General features: G+C 63.8%; 15 protein-coding genes. 5 read left to right on the top strand and 10 right to left on the bottom strand.

Annotated features, from left to right (window positions below):
• Position 1 precedes the first annotated feature (1 nt).
• Together HAP48_RS27865 and HAP48_RS27870 are read left to right on the top strand one after the other, a co-directional pair.
• A complete protein-coding gene (locus HAP48_RS27865; protein WP_166208543.1) occupies positions 2-937 on the top strand; it encodes an alpha/beta hydrolase in 936 nt (311 codons plus the stop codon).
• Complete coding sequence (locus HAP48_RS27870; RefSeq protein WP_210292684.1) at positions 934-2127, top strand: acyl-CoA dehydrogenase family protein; 1194 nt, start codon at positions 934-936, stop codon at positions 2125-2127. Before HAP48_RS27865 ends, HAP48_RS27870 begins: the two co-directional genes overlap by 4 nt.
• 78 nt (positions 2128-2205) lie before the next feature.
• On the opposite strand, the gene HAP48_RS27875 is transcribed toward HAP48_RS27870, so the two are convergent.
• From HAP48_RS27875 to HAP48_RS27920, 10 genes are all read right to left on the bottom strand, one after another.
• Positions 2206-3024: a Crp/Fnr family transcriptional regulator gene (locus HAP48_RS27875; RefSeq protein WP_035976929.1), complete on the bottom strand. Its 819-nt coding sequence runs from the start codon at positions 3022-3024 to the stop codon at positions 2206-2208.
• 35 nt (positions 3025-3059) lie between these two features.
• Positions 3060-3494 (bottom strand): hypothetical protein, encoded by a 435-nt coding sequence (locus tag HAP48_RS27880; RefSeq protein ID WP_166208540.1) that lies wholly within the window; start codon positions 3492-3494, stop codon positions 3060-3062.
• 310 nt (positions 3495-3804) lie between these two features.
• Positions 3805-4548, bottom strand: coding sequence for an NAD(P)H-dependent oxidoreductase (locus HAP48_RS27885; RefSeq protein ID WP_166208537.1), 744 nt, complete (start codon positions 4546-4548; stop codon positions 3805-3807).
• A 4-nt stretch (positions 4549-4552) separates the two neighbouring features.
• Positions 4553-5713: an ABC transporter substrate-binding protein gene (locus HAP48_RS27890; protein ID WP_166208534.1), complete on the bottom strand. Its 1161-nt coding sequence runs from the start codon at positions 5711-5713 to the stop codon at positions 4553-4555.
• Positions 5714-5745: 32 nt separating this feature from the next.
• Complete coding sequence (locus tag HAP48_RS27895; protein ID WP_166208531.1) at positions 5746-6792, bottom strand: branched-chain amino acid ABC transporter permease; 1047 nt, start codon at positions 6790-6792, stop codon at positions 5746-5748.
• Complete coding sequence (locus tag HAP48_RS27900; RefSeq protein WP_166208528.1) at positions 6792-7664, bottom strand: branched-chain amino acid ABC transporter permease; 873 nt, start codon at positions 7662-7664, stop codon at positions 6792-6794. The genes HAP48_RS27895 and HAP48_RS27900 overlap by 1 nt, the downstream gene beginning before the upstream one ends.
• The gene (locus HAP48_RS27905) at positions 7665-9599 is read right to left on the bottom strand and encodes an AMP-dependent synthetase/ligase (RefSeq protein WP_166208525.1); all 1935 of its coding nucleotides are present in this window, start codon (positions 9597-9599) and stop codon (positions 7665-7667) included. It abuts the gene before it with no gap.
• The gene (locus tag HAP48_RS27910; RefSeq protein ID WP_166208521.1) at positions 9599-10390 is read right to left on the bottom strand and encodes an ABC transporter ATP-binding protein; all 792 of its coding nucleotides are present in this window, start codon (positions 10388-10390) and stop codon (positions 9599-9601) included. The genes HAP48_RS27905 and HAP48_RS27910 overlap by 1 nt, the downstream gene beginning before the upstream one ends.
• Positions 10387-11241: an ABC transporter ATP-binding protein gene (locus tag HAP48_RS27915; RefSeq protein WP_166208518.1), complete on the bottom strand. Its 855-nt coding sequence runs from the start codon at positions 11239-11241 to the stop codon at positions 10387-10389. The genes HAP48_RS27910 and HAP48_RS27915 overlap by 4 nt, the downstream gene beginning before the upstream one ends.
• A 5-nt stretch (positions 11242-11246) precedes the next feature.
• Positions 11247-12557 carry a phytoene desaturase family protein gene (locus HAP48_RS27920; RefSeq protein WP_224496643.1) on the bottom strand — a complete coding sequence of 437 codons (1311 nt, stop codon included), beginning with the start codon at positions 12555-12557 and terminating at the stop codon, positions 11247-11249.
• Positions 12558-12806: 249 nt separating this feature from the next.
• Here HAP48_RS27920 and HAP48_RS27925 point away from each other — a divergent pair, with 249 nt between their 5' ends.
• The 3 genes from HAP48_RS27925 to HAP48_RS27935 all read left to right on the top strand — a co-directional run bounded on the left by HAP48_RS27925 (position 12807) and on the right by HAP48_RS27935 (position 15773).
• Positions 12807-13442, top strand: coding sequence for a TetR/AcrR family transcriptional regulator (locus tag HAP48_RS27925; protein ID WP_166208512.1), 636 nt, complete (start codon positions 12807-12809; stop codon positions 13440-13442).
• 162 nt (positions 13443-13604) lie between these two features.
• Positions 13605-14093, top strand: a complete 489-nt coding sequence (locus HAP48_RS27930; RefSeq protein ID WP_166208509.1) for a DUF417 family protein — start codon at positions 13605-13607, stop codon at positions 14091-14093.
• A gap of 636 nt (positions 14094-14729) precedes the next feature.
• Positions 14730-15773 (top strand): serine hydrolase, encoded by a 1044-nt coding sequence (locus HAP48_RS27935; protein ID WP_166208506.1) that lies wholly within the window; start codon positions 14730-14732, stop codon positions 15771-15773.
• Positions 15774-15844: the final 71 nt, after the last annotated feature.

Here is a 15844-nt window from a genome sequence, read left to right on the forward strand (position 1 = left end):
GATGACGGGCGCGAGCAACGATATCGCAGTCACGCCGGTCGATCGTGCGATCGAACGCTTGCGTGCGATCTATCGCAACTGGAGCCGCGATACGACCGTGGCGCAGATGCGCAGCGATTGGGATGCCGCCTTCGCCGGCTGCTCGGTGCCGGTGACTTGCCAGCAGGTCTCTGCCGGCGGCGTCGATGGCGAATGGATCGTGCCGGCCGATGCGCCGCGCGACAAGGCGGTGCTCTATTTTCACGGCGGCGGCTTCCGCATCGGCTCGGTCGCCTCGCATCGCGACCTGGTCGCGCGGATCGCCGATGCATCCGGCTGCCGTGTACTTGCCGTCAACTATCGTCTTGCGCCGGAGCATCGCTTTCCCGCCGCGCTGGATGATGCGCTGATCGCCTATCAATATTTGCGCGATCAGGGACTGCGTCCGGCGGATATTGCCTTCGCCGGCGACTCCGCCGGCGGCAATCTCGTGCTCTCCGTAATGCTGGCGGCGCGCGGCCGCGGCTTGCCGCTACCAGCCGCGGCCGCATTGATGTCGCCCTGGACCGATCTCGCTGCGAACGGCGCGAGCTATGAGAGCAGGGCCGAGGCCGATCCGATCCATCAGCGCGCGATGATCCTGGCGCTGGCAAAAAACTATCTCGGCAAGGACGGCGATCCCCGCGATCCGCTGGCCTCGCCGCTTTACGCCGATCTCGCCGGCCTACCGCCGCTGCTGGTGCAAGTCGGCGACCGCGAGACCGTGCGCGACGACGCTACGGAGCTGGCCGCAAAGGCGAAGGCCGCCGGCGTCGAAACCGAGCTGCAGGTCTGGGACGGCATGATCCACGTATTTCAGATGTTCCCGGAGATTCCGCAGGCGGGAGAGGCGATTGCATCCCTTGCGAATTTTCTGCGCAAGCATCTTCACATCGGCCATCAGAGGGCGCCACAATGAACGTCATGACCTCGGACCCGCGCCAGCTCACCGAAGCCGAGTTCCATTTCTCGGAGCAGCCTAACCTGCCCGAGGAACTGCGCATGCTGCGCGAGCAGGTGCGTCGGTTTGTCGAGAAGGAAGTGGTGCCGCATGCCGAGGCGTGGGAACGCGACGGCAAGATCCCGCGCGAGATCTATCGCCGCATGGGTGCGCTCGGTTTCCTCGGCATGCGCCACGCCGCCGAATATGGCGGCACCGACATGGGGCCGCTGGCCTCGATGGTGTTCGCCGAGGAGCTGGGACGCTCGAGCTTTGGCGGCTTCACCTCCTCGATCTTGGTGCACACCGACATGTCGGCGGTGCACATCTCGCTGCGCGGTACGCCGGAGCAGAAGCAGAAATATTTGCCGGCGATCATCCGCGGCGAGACGGTCTGCTCGATCGCGGTGACCGAACCGGACGCCGGTTCCGACGTCGCCGGCCTGAAGACGCGCGCGCGTCGCGATGGCGATAGCTGGGTGATCAACGGCGCCAAGATGTTCATCACCAACGCGGTCTATGGCAACATCCTGATTGTCGCCGCGCGGACTGACCCGCTTGCCAAGGGCAGCCGCGGCATCTCGCTGTTCATCGTCGAGCGCAACACGCCGGGCATCACGGCGACCAAGCTCGACAAGCACGGCTGGCTCTGCTCGGACACCGCCGAGCTCGGGTTCCAGGACGTGCGGGTGCCGGCGGAGAATCTGCTCGGTGAGGAGAATAAGGGCTTCTATGGCATCATGGAGACCTTCCAGAACGAGCGCATCTGCATCGGCGGCATCTGCGCCGGCGAATCCGCCAAGGCGATCGAGCTGACGGCGAACTACGTGAAGACGCGGCAAGCGTTCGGCGGTCCGCTCTGGAATCAGCAAGGGGTGCGATTGAAGCTCGCCCAGCTTGCCGCCAAGGCGGCGGCGGCGCGGGCGCTGGCCTATCAGGCCGCCGAGCTCGCCGCGGCCGGACAGGAGTGTCTGCGCGAAGTGTCGATGGTCAAGGCGCTGTCGCCGGAGGTGCTGCACGAGGTCGTGCATGGCTGCCTGCAACTGCACGGCGGCTCAGGCTTCATGCGCGGCACCCCGATCGAGCGCATGGTGCGCGACGCGCGCGTGCTGACCATCGGCGGCGGCGCCACCGAGGTGATGCTGGAGGAAGTGGCGAAGCGGATGTGAAGGGCGCGCGCAGGCGTACCCTGAATGCGCGCACGGCATGTGACGCTCTCTCGTTATGGAGCTTGGAAAGCACCTATCTCAAGGTACATCACTGGCAGCCGTCACCTGCGGTCCGGCATTTTGTTGTACTACGGCTTTTTCGAGCCGCTCGATATTTTCCAGCAGTCGCCGGCTGGTCAGGATGAGGAAATAATAGCCGAATTGCGGATTCTGAAAGTAGAGTTCAAGCAGCCTGTCATAGGTGATGGTGAGAACTTGTCCGTCGTCTATGCATTCGACCGTCCCGGTCCGTCGGTTATTGGGCGTAAGGAAGCCAAGTTCTCCCATGAGACGTCCCGGCGGAAGCTCGACGTTGATCTCCTTGACCAGAAACCTCCCCGTGACGGTGAGGAACATTTCGGTCGCCGCATCACCCTTCTTGAATAATCTGTCGCCCCGCCGATATTTGCGTTCGGTCATGAACGGTTTGAGCCATTCCATCGACATGTCACCCTGCGCCGCGTCACGTGCCTTCTTGACGAGCCTGAGCATTTGACGGAGGCGAACGGCATTGATCGGCACCATCAGCAGGTACAGGAGAAAAGTGCCGACGTTTCCGGAGAGGGCGCCAAAGGTCGCGAAGAATGAACAGCCTGCCATATTCGCGATGCGCAGCGGCACCATTGTCTGCATCAGCAAGGTAGCGACAAAGAAGATGGCGCCGACCAGTGCAAACATGTTGGCAAGCGTTATGTTGGCCAGCACAATTTCGAGCAGCCGATTGAATAGCGCATCATAGGTGATGTTGTTGGGATCGAGACCCAGTTGAACCAAGATCTTTGCGACCCTGAGATTGTCCGCGGCCGTATCGAGCAGGCGGTTCAGGATTGTCGAAAGATCTGCGCTGTTGAGCTCCATTGGATTATCTCTTTGCGAAGCTGATGTTAGATTTCTCAAGTCGCCAGAAACGTGTAGGCGGCGATCAGGGCCACCATGGCTGCGAAAATCAGCAGGGCCGGGACGGATATCCGGGCGGCCGGCTTATCGGAAGCCCCGGCGGCCAGCCGAGCCGCCGGGGGCTTACGCGGTCTCTGGGACTGCACGGTGTCGTTATCCACGGATTTAGCGGGGGCATCCAGTTCTGGCGCCGCGCCACAGCCCCCCATCTCGCCATAATAACTGACGTAGACTTCTTGAATTGCCACTACTTTCGACTCGGCCTCGCTCATCCGCTCGAGCCTGGCTCGATAGCTGAGCAAGAACCCCTGCGCATTTGCCGGCAAGTCATCGAAACTGCCGAGCTTGGCCATCATAAGCCAGGTGGCAAAATCCACCTCGGCTTTGGAGCGGGCTTTTCGAGCGATCCGGGTGCCCGAGCGTGAGGCCATGACTATCTGACCGATTTGCAATGCAAAAACAAAATCGCGGGCATTGAAGGCGTTCGTTGGTCCGTCTGGGTGTGCGGGTTATCCAAGCGGACGTCAAGCACCTCGCGTCGACTTGCTTCCTGCCTGAGCTCAGGTCAATGCTCCCGACGCCTATTACTTTCCTATAGTATTCCCGTCACACCCGTCTCGAAAGCATATATGTGACGCACCGTCAGCCAGCGGGCCCTCTCTTGATGGCTGCAATATGCTGCTGTTGGGTGGAAAGAGGAGGTCGCAGCGCTTTTGCGCGTCACAGAATCGGGGTACGCGCTTAGCTGGCAGGCTTGCCCTGGCCGACCGCCTTCGCCATCACGCCCGGCTTGAGGCGCCAATTCGGGCCAAAGTCCTGCAGCGGATGGAAGAACAGCGGCTCGGTGGCCTCGAGCTGCCGCAGCCGCGCGGCGTAGTCATCGAGATAGCGGTGCCGCGTCGCCTCGTCGACGAAGTTCACCGAATACGACACGAAGGGCGGCAGCACCTTGCAGCCGGCATAGGCCAGGGTGCCGTTCTGGATCGGCCATAGCACCACATCAAGTGCGCCGACCAGTCCGTCGGGCGCGCACATTCCGGGATAGGCGGCGGTCGAGGTCACGACCATGGCGCGGCGGCCGGCCAGGCCGCCGGTGTCGTAGCGGCGGCCGGCGCCATAGATCGCGCCGTTGACGAACACACGGTCGATCCAGCCCTTCATGATGGCGGGGACGGAGAACCACCACAGCGGAAACTGCAGGATCAGGAGGTCGCACCACAGCAGCTTCTCGATCTCGGCCGTGATGTCGCCGCTGAGTGACTCCTGGTGCAGATTGTATTTCTGCTCGCGGTCATATTGCAGCCGGTCGGGAAACCGCCGTTCGCCAAAATCGTCGGCGGTTGCCACCGGATTGAACCGCATGGCGTAGAGATCGGAGATCCTGACCGTGTGCCCAAGCGCGGTCAGCTCCGCCACCGACCGCGCCAGCAGTGCCGCGTTGAAGGACTGCGCCTCCTGATGGGCAAGGACTATCAGGACCTTCATCGTTTTAGTCCACCGGCTTGAAGCTGAGCGTTGCAGCATCGGCCTGCATGATCTGCAGCTTCTGGTTGGAGAAGTGGACGCCGGGGCCAAAGCTGATCGGCGCCATCACGCCGGTCTCGACATTCTTGGTCTTCTCCAGCTCGGAGATGGTGCAGGCCCAGGTCGGCTGCTTGCCGCAGCGCTCGATCGCCGCGATCAGGACTGTCGCGGCGGCATAGCCGGTCATGGTGTAGCGGTTGATGCCCTTGAACTCGGCTTCCGAGACCAGCGGCTTGGCCTTCTCCAGGAACGCCTTGCCGGCCGTGCCCGCGAACGGCTCGACATAGTCGACCGCGTAGATGCCGTCGCCCGCCGGGCCCATCAGCTTCAGCACCGGTTCGATGCGGCCGGGCCAGAAGATGCCGGTCACCGGCTTGATGCTGAGCTTCTCCAGCTCCTTCATCATCGCGATGTTCTCGGCGATGATGCCGCCGGCCAGGAACACCTCGGCACCGGAATCCTTCAGCTGCAGCATGTCGGACGAGAAGTCCTGCTGGCCCTTCTTGTAATTGCCGCTGTAGACGACGTTCAGCTTCTTGGCCTTCACCACGGAATCGAAGCCGTCGCGCACGGTGATGCCGTAATCGTCATCCTGGGTGATCAGCCCCCATTTCTTGCCGGGGTTCTTGTCGGCGAGGAAGTTGACGAGATGGATGATGCCTTCCTCGTAGGATTGGCCGACCACGAACACGTTCTTGCGCGGCGGCTCCCACAGGAATTTCACCGGCGCGACGTCGATCACGGTCGGGATGCCGGATTTCTCCAGCACTGGCATCACCGCGATCGACTGGCCCGAGCCCGAGATGCCGAGTATTGCGAACACCTTGTCGACATCGATCACCTTCTTGACGCCCTGGATGGTGCGCGCGGTGACGTAACCGTCGTCCTCCAGCACATATTTGATCTTGCGGCCGTTGATGCCGCCGGCGGCATTGGCCTCGGCGATCGCGATCTTGTGGCCGATCGAGGCCGCGACGCCGAGCAGCGCCGGCGGGCCGGTCAGGGGTTCGACATCGCCGATCAGGATCTCGGTGTCGGTGATGCCGGGGTCCGCGGCGCATGCCGAGCCGATGGCAAGACAGGCGGTGGAAAGCAGCAGCGCCGCCGCCGCCAGATGTTTGATCATTGTCTCCTCCTCATGGTGTCTGTCTTTTCTTGTTAGTAGCGCAGCGGCCAGTGCACCCAGGTCCGCCTGATGTCGTGCCAGGCGCCGACCAGCCCGCGGGGCTGGAAGCGCAGGAACAGGATGATGACGAGGCCGTAGAGCATGCTCTTCAGCTCCTGCGCGCCGGTCGTGAAGCTGGTGTCCAACTGTGCGCTGAACAGGCTGAAGACCAGCCTTGTCGCCTCCGGCAGCAGCACGATCAGGATGGTGCCGAGCACCGCGCCGAGCGCGGAGCCGAGGCCGCCGACGATCAGGATCGCCAGCGCCTCGATCGAGAGCAGGAACGGAAAACCCTCGACGCTGACAAAGGAGAGATAAATGCCGTAGAGCGCGCCGGCGATGCCGGTGATGAAGGCCGAGGTGACGAAGGCGAACAGCTTGTAGGCATGCAGATTGATGCCCATGACGCGGGCCGCGGTGTCGTTGTCGCGGATCGCGACAAAGGCGCGGCCGACCCGGCTGCGGCGGATGTTGAGGGTCGCGAGCAGCGTCAGAACAGCGATGCCGAGGCAGAGATAGGTAAAGGCGGCGTCGCTGTCGAAGCTGATCCCGAAGATCTCCGGCCGCTGCACCTGGATGCCGCGGGCGCCGTTGGTGAGCCAGCGCATCTCCAGGATCACGGTATTGATGATGAAGGAGAAGGCCAGCGTGGTGATCGCGAGGTAGAGCCCCTTGAGCCGCAGCGACGGCGCGCCGACGATCAGGCTCGCCAGCGCGGGCACGACGCCGGCGCCGAGGAAGCCGACCAGCGGCGGCATGTGGTACTTCGAGACCAGCACGGCATAGGCATAGGCGCCGGTGACTAGGAAGCCGACATGGCCGAGTGAGATCAGGCCGGTGTAGCCGGTCAGAATGTTGAGCCCGAGCGCGCCGGTCACCGTGATCAGGATGATCATCAGGAACGAGAGCGCGTAGGAATTCAGCAAATGAGGCGCCGCGATCAACGCCAGCAGCAGCACGGCCGACCACAGCCAGACCGGCGGGGAATCGATCAGCGCGACCAGCTCGCCATAGCTCTGCTTGTAATCGCCGGTGCGCATCACACTCTCTCGATATCGCGTTCGCCGAAGATGCCGAACGGGCGGACCATCAGCACCACGATGATCATGGCAAAGCCCGCGACCTCCTTCATGCCGGAGCCGACATAACCGCCGGCGAGGTTTTCGGTGATGCCGATCAACAGGCCGCCGAGGCCGGAGCCGAGCACGGCGTCGAGGCCGCCGAGGATCGTGGCCGGAAACGCCTTCAGCCCGAGCTGGAACATCGCCGGTGACAGATCGTAGGACAGCGCGAAGAACACGCCTCCGATCCCGGCGATCACCGAGGATGCGGCCCAGGCCAGCGCATGCACGCGGGTGGCGCTGATGCCCATCAACAGCGCGGTGCGGTCGTCGGCCGCGACCGCGCGCATCGCCACCCCGACCTTGCTGTAGCGGAAGAAGGCCCAGATCGCGGCGAGCAGCAAAAGCAGCGTCGCGATGACGGCAAGCTGGCCGGTGCGCACGCCGATCCCGCCGAGATGCACGATGCCGTGGCCCATGCCGATGTCGAGCCCGTGCGGATAGGCGTCCCAGATGAAGTTGATCGCCGAGCGCAGGATCACCGCGAGCCCGATCGTCACCATCACGGTCGCGAACACTGGCTCGCCCAGCATCGGCCGCATCACGAAGCGTTCGATGATGAGGCCGAGCAGGATCGCGGCGAGGATCGCGCCCAATGCGACCACGAACACATTGCCGCTGACCGTGGTCGAGATGGTCCAGGCGATATAGGCCGTGATCATGGTCATCTCGCCCTGGGCGAAATTGACCAGCCCGGTCGACTTGTAGATCACCGCAAAGCCCATCGCGATCAGGCCGTAAATCGCGCCGATCGCGAGCCCCGAAATCAGGAGCTGGATGAGATACTGCATTCAGCCCTCCGCCCGGTAGATGATGGCGAGCTCGCGCGCGAACTTCTTCTCGATCATGGCGCGGCGCACCTTCTGCGTGGCGGTCAATTCGCCGTCGTCGTGGTCGAGCTCCTTCTCGAGGATGGCGAAGCGCCTGACGTTCTCGACCCGGGCCAAGCGCTTGTTGGTCTCGCCAACGATGCGCTCGACCAGTTCGTGGACCTCCGGCAGCTGCGACAGCGACTTGTAGTTGGTGTAGGCCAGCGCCCGGTCGCGCGCCCAGCGGCCGACATTGTCGTAATCAACCTGGACGATGGCGCCGAGATACTTCTTGGCCTCGCCGACCACGATCGCTTCCTTGATGAACTCGGAATCCTTCAGCGCATTCTCGATCTCCGAGGGCGCGATGTTCTTGCCGCCGGCGGTGATGATGATCGCCTTCTTGCGGTCGACCACGGCGATCTCGCCGTTGTCGAGGATGTCGATGATGTCACCGGTGCGCAGCCAGCCGCCTTGCTCGAGCGAGGCCGTCGAGGCCTTCTCGTCGAGGAAGTAGCCCTTGAAGACGCCGGGATTGTGCAACAGGATCTCGCCGTCGCTGTCGAGTTTCCATTCCGTCTGCGGCAAGGGGACGCCGCAGCCGCCGATCCGGTGGTGGCTTTCGGTCTGGATGAAGGCGACGCCGCCGCTTTCGGTGAGGCCATAGCCCTGCGACACCGGGCGGCCGATGATGTCGAAGAAGCGCAGCGTTTCCGGCGAGATCGAGGCGCCGGCACAGAGCCGGTGCCGGCTGGTGGCGAAGCCGAGATGGCGCTGCAGATTGCGGAACATCAGGAGATAGAGCAGGCCGTAGGCGATGCGATCGAGCCAGTTGTCTTTCCCGGCCTGCCGGCGATCCGACAGTGTGCGGCCCCAGGCGAGGCAGGCCCTGGTAAAGCTCTGTCGCAGCCGGCCGCTCTCGCCGAGCCGGAACAGAAAGCCCTGCTGCAGCTTCTCGTAGATGCGGGGCACGCCGACGAAGAAGGTCGGCGCGATCTCGCGGATGTTGATCGCGACCGTGTCGATCGATTCGGCAAACGAGACGGTGCCGCCGAGCACCAGATGCGTCACCGTGCCGTAGCAGCGCTCGGCGACGTGGCAGAGCGGCAGGTAGCTGACCGCCTCGAACGGCTTGTCCGCGATATCGACGGTTTTGGCGTAGGCATAGGCGGCGTAGACCAGGTTACGGTGGGTCAGCATCGCGCCCTTGGGCGGACCCGTCGTGCCCGAAGTGTAGACGAGGATGCAGACATCGTCGGGCGCACTTTGGCTGATCAGGCGATCGACCGTGGCGTTGGCCTCCGGGTTTTCCTGCGCATGGGCCTGGCCGCGCTCGCACAATGCGGTGAACGCCATCAGCTCCGATTGGCGGTAGTGCCGCAGGCCCTTCATGTCGATGCAGACGATGGCCTCGAGATCCGGCAGGCCGCCATTGTTGGCCATCGCGTCGAGCACCTTGTCGGTCTGTTCCTGGTCGCCGGTGACGATGATCCGGGCGCCCGAATGCTTGACGATGTATTGCAACTCGACCCAGGGATTGGTCGGATAGATGCCGACCGCGACCGCGCCGATCATCTGGACGCCGAGATCGGCATAAAACCATTCCGGTGTGTTCTCGCCGGCGATGGCGACGCGGTCGCCCGGCTTGATGCCGAGCGACAGCAGGCCGAGTGCGACCGCGCGCGCGGTCTCGTAATAGTGCCGCCAGGAATAGGGATTCCAGATGCCAAAATCCTTCTCGCGCAGCGCCAGCGCCTCGCCATGCATGGCTGCGCGCTGCCGCAGCAATTGCGGGATGGTGATGGCGGCATCCGCAAGCGCCGCCTGGAACGCGTCGGCGCTTGTTGCCGGCGGGTTGCGCGGCGCGCTCACCTGCAGCGGCGGATGGGCGGTGCGCAGGCTGTCCATCGTCGACATCACGCGCCCACCTGCATCGCCTCAGTGCGCTGGCCGCCAAGATAGGCCTCCGCGACCGCAGGATCACGCCTAACCTCGTCGGGCGTGCCTTCGGCGATCTTGCGGCCGAAATTCAGCACGTGGATGCGGTCGGAGATGTCCATCACGATGCGCATCTCATGCTCGATCATCACGACGGTGATGCCGAGCTCGTCGCGGATGTCGAGCACGAAGCGCGCGATGTCCTCGGTCTCCTCCTGGTTCATGCCGGAGACCATCTCGTCGAGCAGCAACAGTTTCGGCTCGCAGGCGAGCGCGCGGGCGAGCTCGACGCGCTTCTGCTGGCCGTAGGACAGCGTGCCGACCACGGCGTCCCTGATATGCTCGATCTCGAGGAATTCGATGATGTGCTCGACCCGCTGCCGCGCCTCGATTTCCTCCTTGCGGGTGCGGCCGAAGAACACCACCGCATCGAGCACGGTCGAGCGCAGATGGGTGTGGCGGCCGGTCAGGATGTTCTCGACCACGGTGCCGTGCTTGAACAGCGCAAGGTTCTGGAAGGTGCGGCCGATGCCGACCGCCGCGAACTTCCACGGCGAGATGGTCGAGAGGTCAAGGCGATCGAAGGTGATGCGGCCGGTGCTCGGCCGCAGCACGCCCGAGATCATGTTGAACAGCGTGGTCTTGCCGGCGCCGTTCGGGCCGATCACGCTACAAATCTCGCCCGAGTTGACTTGAAGGCTGACATCGGCGACCGCCTGCAGGCCGCCGAAGCGTTTTGACAGGTTCTCGATCGCGAGCAGCGCGGTCACGACAGCCACCGCTTGCGGCGCTTGTAGTGCTTGACGTCGCGCAGGCTCTTGCGGCCGGCGGAAGAGACGCCAAGGTAAAACTCCCGGACGTCCTCATTGGCGGTGAGCTGCTTCGCCGTGCCGTCAAGCACAACGCGGCCGGTTTCCAGGATGTAGCCGTAGTCGGCGATATCGAGCGCGCGCTGTGCATTCTGCTCGACCAGCAGCACCGTCATCTTCAGCTCGTCGCGCAGCCGGACGATCACCTCATAGATGCGGTCGATGATCAAGGGCGCGAGGCCGAGCGACGGCTCGTCGAGCGCCAGCAGCACGGGATCGGTCATCAGCGCGCGGCCGATCGCGAGCATCTGCTGTTCACCGCCGGACATGTAGCCGGCGATCTGGTCGCGCCGCTCATGCAGCCGCGGGAACAGCGCAAACACCTTGTCGCGGCGCTCGCGGGCTTCGGCGCCAGTCCTGGTGTAGCCGCCCATCTGCAGGTTTTCGTCGATGGTCAGCGCAGCGAACACGCGGCGGCCCTCCGGCACCTGCACGATGCCGCGGCGGACCAGCTCGTCCGGCGCAAGATGATGCACCTCGTCATTGCGAAAGCGGATGCTGCCGTTCTCGATCACGCCTTCCTCGGTGTAGAGGATGCCGGACATCGCCTTCAGCAGCGTCGACTTGCCGGCACCGTTGGAGCCGAGCAGGGCGACGATATTGCCCTCGGGCACCGCGATCGAGACGTCGCGGATCGCCTCGATCGCGTTGTCGTAGACGATCCGGATATTGCGGAATTCGAGCAGGCCGTCCCGCGCCGGGGCAGTGAGCGGCGCTGCTTGCGGCGTCGGATGCGGGATGGTCGTCGGCATCTGGCTCAGACCCGGCCAGCCGATCGGCGCGGCCGTGCGGCGAGGATCGCATCAGTGACGATCTTGGCGGTCTCGGCGCAGGCCTGGGTGCCGCCATTGCCATATTGTTTCACCGCGTCGCCGACGCACCACAGGCCTTCGATGCCGGTCTCGCGCGGCAGGTCGTAGCCGGCACAGCTGCGTTGCGCCGGCCAGTCGTCGCGCATCACCCGGATCGACAGGATTTTGGCCTGGTCGAAATTCGCGAACTGCTCGCGCAGATCCTCGAGCGCCAGCGCGACCTCGGCATCGGAATCGAAATCACCGAGCGCCGGCACCGGCACGGCATAGGCGACATAGAGGTGCCAGCCTGATGGAGCCAGTTCCGGACAGGTGGCGGAAAGGTTCGCCATGTTGCAGAGCCGGCGCGTCTTGCCGAAGGTGACGATGCCGGGATGGTTGAGCAGCGGCTCGCGGCTCGCGACATTGATGACGATGTTGGCGGCTGGGCGGAGGTCGTTCTTCACCTTGGCGATATAAGGCGCCGGAAAAGCCTCCTTGCCGGCCAGCGCGACGGTGGCCTTGGGGCCGGCATTGCTGATGACGAGATCGGTGTCGATCCGTACCTTCTCACCATTCCTGAGCACGGTGACGCCTTCGACCTTGCCATTCGATGTGTGGATCGTGGTCGCCGGCGTTTCGAGCCAGATGTCGCCATTGCGCCTGACGGCGGTGCCGAGGCTGTTCCAGACGCCGATCGTGCCCTGCGGACAGAAGCCGAACTTCTTGAAGGCGCCCTTGCTGGTGAAATAGGTCAGGAAGGCGCGGGCCGGCAGCTCGGCAGCGTTGCAGGCAAAGATCGCCGCGCAGAGGTTGCGGAACAGCGCGTGCACGGTGGCGTTGCTGGTGTAGCCCTTCAGCCAGTCCTCGGTCGATTGCCGTCCGTCGGGCAGATTGCCGGAGCGGGCGTCGGCGAATTTCTCCAGGATGCGCGAGGCCTGCTTGGTGAGCTGCCCGAGCAGCAACGACCAGCCGCCGCGGCCGACGTCGATCACCTTGCCGTCGATGAAGAACGAACTCGCGGGCTCCGGTGCGCGGATGTCGAGCGGCGCGCCGACGGTGTGGAAGGTCTCCTCGAACACCCCGCCGAACTCGATCGCGATCGCGCCGATATTGACCTTGAAGCCGTCGATCTCCTCGGTCGAGGCGCGTCCGCCGAGCCGGTCCTTGTCGTCGACGACGAGCGTATGCAGCCCGCCATGGGCAAGCCGCGCCGCGGCGCACAGCCCGCCGGCCCCGGCTCCGATCACGACAGCATCGACCTTCTGAGAATCCACGCGCAACCTCCCTCGATGCCGCCGGGTTGGTCCCGGCGTGCGCAATCTGCTTGCTTGATGACGGGCACGATAATATAATCCGACCGGTCGTTCAAATTATTTTTTGACGCAGGTCGCCGATGCCGCGAGCGATGGAAGAGTTCTGGTGGATGGCGCCCGCAAGGGGAGGAGCGCGCGGGGCGGCGGTAGTATAGAGAGACGGCGGCCGCCCGATTCCGGCGGCGCCGATGGTGCACGAGAGAGAATGTAATGGCGCGGACGCGCTCGGAAAATTACGACGAGATCCAGCAGGGCATCCTCACCACCGCCTGCGGCCTGTTCGCGCGGCAGGGCTATATGCGTGCCTCGATCGCCGACCTTGCGGATGCCTGCAAGCTGTCGCGCGGAGCGCTGTACCATTATTTCGACTCGAAGGAAGCGATCCTGCTCGCGATCCTCGATGCCCATATCCGCGAGATGATCGCGGATGTCGAGACCGCGATGGCTGGCAAGGCCGCGACGCTGGAGCAATTCCGCGCCGCGATCCAGGCCATCGTCGCGCTGAACGCGCGCTCGAGCGACGAGCAGCGCGTGATCCTCAACGACCTCTCGTTCCTCGGCGAGACCGAGCAGGATGCGATCAAGGCGCTGGAGCGTCAGATCGTCGACACGGTCTCGGATCTTCTGGTCAAGCTCGACAAGGAAGGCAAGATCGTCAAGCGGACCAAGAAAATCTACAGCATGATGCTGTTCGGCATCCTGAACTTCAGCCACACCTGGTACGACCCGAAGGGCGGGATCGATCCAACCGAATTCGCCGACATGGTGGTGGACCTGTTTCTGTACGGTTTCACCATGCCGGTGCCGGCCAAGGACGCCGCGCGGCCGCTGCGGCAGCGGGCGTGAGTTTGTCGCGGCTGGCGACGATCGTCATCACCTCGTCTGCACATCATCGTGAAGGCGCGACCCTATTCCGCGCGTAACACGCGAGTGGCGCGCTGCGTAGTCAGCCACGAACGCCGCAACAGCGGCCGATGATGGCATCGCAGCGAGGGAAGAAACATCTCCATGAATCTGTCGTTCAACATCGCCGAACAAGGCGAGGGGTCTTATCGTCTGCTTGCGATCCTGCGCTGGGTCATGGTGGTGATCTTCGTGTCGTTCGGCATGCAGAAGTTCACGCTGCAGTCCGCCCAGGGCATCGCGCAATTCATCAGCAACAGCCCGTTCATTTCGTGGCTCTCGGTGTTTGGCCTCCGGGGCGAGGCGTATGTGCTCGGCGTGGCCGAATTCGGTATCGCCGGGCTGCTTGCCGCCGGTGCGTTCAACCCGATGCTGTCCGCGATCGGTTCGCTGCTGGGCGTCATCACCTTCGCCATCACGTGGTCGTTCTTCTTCACGACACCGGGGGTGGTCAAATGGAGCCTGTCGACCGACCCGATGGCCTGGAACCTGGCCGGTGAGTTCCTGTTCAAGGACATCGTGCTGCTCTGCGTCTGCCTCGTGCTGCTGTTGGCGTCCTTGCCGCGGTCGATCGTCCGATCGCGCGCCGCATAGTCTCGCGCCGTGCGATCAATGGTTAAGCCATGCTTAATCAGGCAGCCCACGCATACGGCATCTGGAACCGGACAATTCGCCGCAGGCCGCCATGTCTTGTCACTCGAATCCAATAGGCCTATGCAACCGTTGATTGACGAATTGTTGCTAGTAAGAAACGGTCCCCGGTTGGGAGTGGAATGTGACGAAGTCAGACATATCGACGGTCGGCCCGGCACGCGCTGGTTCCATCTTGCTATCGAAGCACGCTCCCGACATTTTCAAACGTCCCGCATTTTTTTGTTCGATTGCAGTTCCCGCACCGTGGCTGGAGTGGGAGGGCGGTCGCGAGCGCGGTTTCCGGCACTGATCGCTGGAACTGCAATCGGGCCGCCCCTTCCCCGCCCGCGACGGGGCACGGTACAACACGCGCAATCGTGAATTCGGACGCACAGGTTCCATCGCTTAAGATCGCGATGTCGCCATCTCTCGATGGCTGAACAGGTCCGCCCGCGGGTCGAATCGCAACATCGTCCCGATTTCATTCTTCATGAGACGTCTTCGTTCCCTATGAGACCATCGCTCTCCGTCCGGATCGCGGCCGTCCTCTTCGCCGTCGCTGCTGGCGTGCTTGCGACGGCACGCGCGGATTCCGACATGGATGCGCAGGTCAGGGACATCGTCACTTCAGAGCTTGCGCCGACCGCGACCGCGGAGGATCCGGGCGGTCTCGCCGCGGCGGTCTATGCCGGCGGCCAGGTCGCGTTCTTCAATTACGGTTTCGCAGACGCGGCGGCGAGGCGGCCGGTCACCCCGGACACGCTGTTCAACCTCGCCTCGCTGCGCAAGCTGTTCGAGGCGACGCTGGTCGCGCTCGGCACCGAGCGCGGCGAACTGCGGCTGGACGATCCCGTTGCGAAGTATCTCCCCGAGCTCAACGGCGACTACATCAGCCGCGTCACGGTCGGCGAGCTCGTCACTCACACGTCTGGCCTGCTGCTGCCGACCGATCACCCGCCATGGCCGAACGAGAGCTTCAGCCGCGATCAGTTCATCGCGATGCTCAACACATGGACGCCGCCTGCAGGGGAGCAGCCCGGCAAGCAGCGGATCTACAGCCATGCCGGCTATGTGCTGCTGCAGCTGGTGCTGGAGCAGCGCTATCGCATGCCGATCGCGACGTTGATCGAGAGCCGCATCCTCAAGCCGCTCGGCATGACATCGACCTTCGTTCCGGATCGCGGCGAGGACAACCGCGCGTCGATGGCGCCCGCGATCATGCAGCGCATGGTGCAGGGATACGCCCATAACGGCTCGCCGATCGGCCCGCCGGGCAACCAGCAGAGCTATTACGACTTTCCGGGCACCGGCCAGATGTTCTCCTCGGCGCGCGATCTCGGCATCCTGCTGCGCGCCTGTCTCGACAACGCGGTCATCGATCCCGAGCTACGTGCGGCATTGCAGATGACCGAGCGCGAGAGCTTTCGCGTTGATGCGAAGTTCGGGCAGGCGATGGCGTGGGAGCATGTGCGGCTCGATGACGCCACCGTCATCGACAAGCCCGGCGGGCTGAACAATGCCTCCGCCTATGTCGGCCTGGTGCCCGCGCGCAGGCTCGGCATCGTGCTGCTCGCCAATCGCGGCGACTACCCGCACGAGATCGCGCGCTACAAGATCCTTCCGGCACTCGCGCGATTGTAATCGCGTTGCGTAGTAATCCGATGACACGGCTCGCGCGGCCGCGGCAGAGGATGCATGCGAAATTGTGATGG

The sequence above is a fragment of the Bradyrhizobium septentrionale genome, assembly GCF_011516645.4.
GTDB classification, from domain to species: Bacteria; Pseudomonadota; Alphaproteobacteria; order Rhizobiales; family Xanthobacteraceae; genus Bradyrhizobium; species Bradyrhizobium septentrionale.

Coding starts and splice junctions, on each gene's coding strand:
- HAP48_RS27865 (WP_166208543.1), top strand. CDS start 2: ATGACGGGCGCGAGCAACGATATCGCAGTCACGCCGGTCGATCGTGCG.
- HAP48_RS27870 (WP_210292684.1), top strand. CDS start 934: ATGAACGTCATGACCTCGGACCCGCGCCAGCTCACCGAAGCCGAGTTC.
- HAP48_RS27875 (WP_035976929.1), bottom strand. CDS start 3,024: ATGGAGCTCAACAGCGCAGATCTTTCGACAATCCTGAACCGCCTGCTC.
- HAP48_RS27880 (WP_166208540.1), bottom strand. CDS start 3,494: ATGGCCTCACGCTCGGGCACCCGGATCGCTCGAAAAGCCCGCTCCAAA.
- HAP48_RS27885 (WP_166208537.1), bottom strand. CDS start 4,548: ATGAAGGTCCTGATAGTCCTTGCCCATCAGGAGGCGCAGTCCTTCAAC.
- HAP48_RS27890 (WP_166208534.1), bottom strand. CDS start 5,713: ATGATCAAACATCTGGCGGCGGCGGCGCTGCTGCTTTCCACCGCCTGT.
- HAP48_RS27895 (WP_166208531.1), bottom strand. CDS start 6,792: ATGCGCACCGGCGATTACAAGCAGAGCTATGGCGAGCTGGTCGCGCTG.
- HAP48_RS27900 (WP_166208528.1), bottom strand. CDS start 7,664: ATGCAGTATCTCATCCAGCTCCTGATTTCGGGGCTCGCGATCGGCGCG.
- HAP48_RS27905 (WP_166208525.1), bottom strand. CDS start 9,599: ATGTCGACGATGGACAGCCTGCGCACCGCCCATCCGCCGCTGCAGGTG.
- HAP48_RS27915 (WP_166208518.1), bottom strand. CDS start 11,241: ATGCCGACGACCATCCCGCATCCGACGCCGCAAGCAGCGCCGCTCACT.
- HAP48_RS27925 (WP_166208512.1), top strand. CDS start 12,807: ATGGCGCGGACGCGCTCGGAAAATTACGACGAGATCCAGCAGGGCATC.
- HAP48_RS27930 (WP_166208509.1), top strand. CDS start 13,605: ATGAATCTGTCGTTCAACATCGCCGAACAAGGCGAGGGGTCTTATCGT.
- HAP48_RS27935 (WP_166208506.1), top strand. CDS start 14,730: ATGGATGCGCAGGTCAGGGACATCGTCACTTCAGAGCTTGCGCCGACC.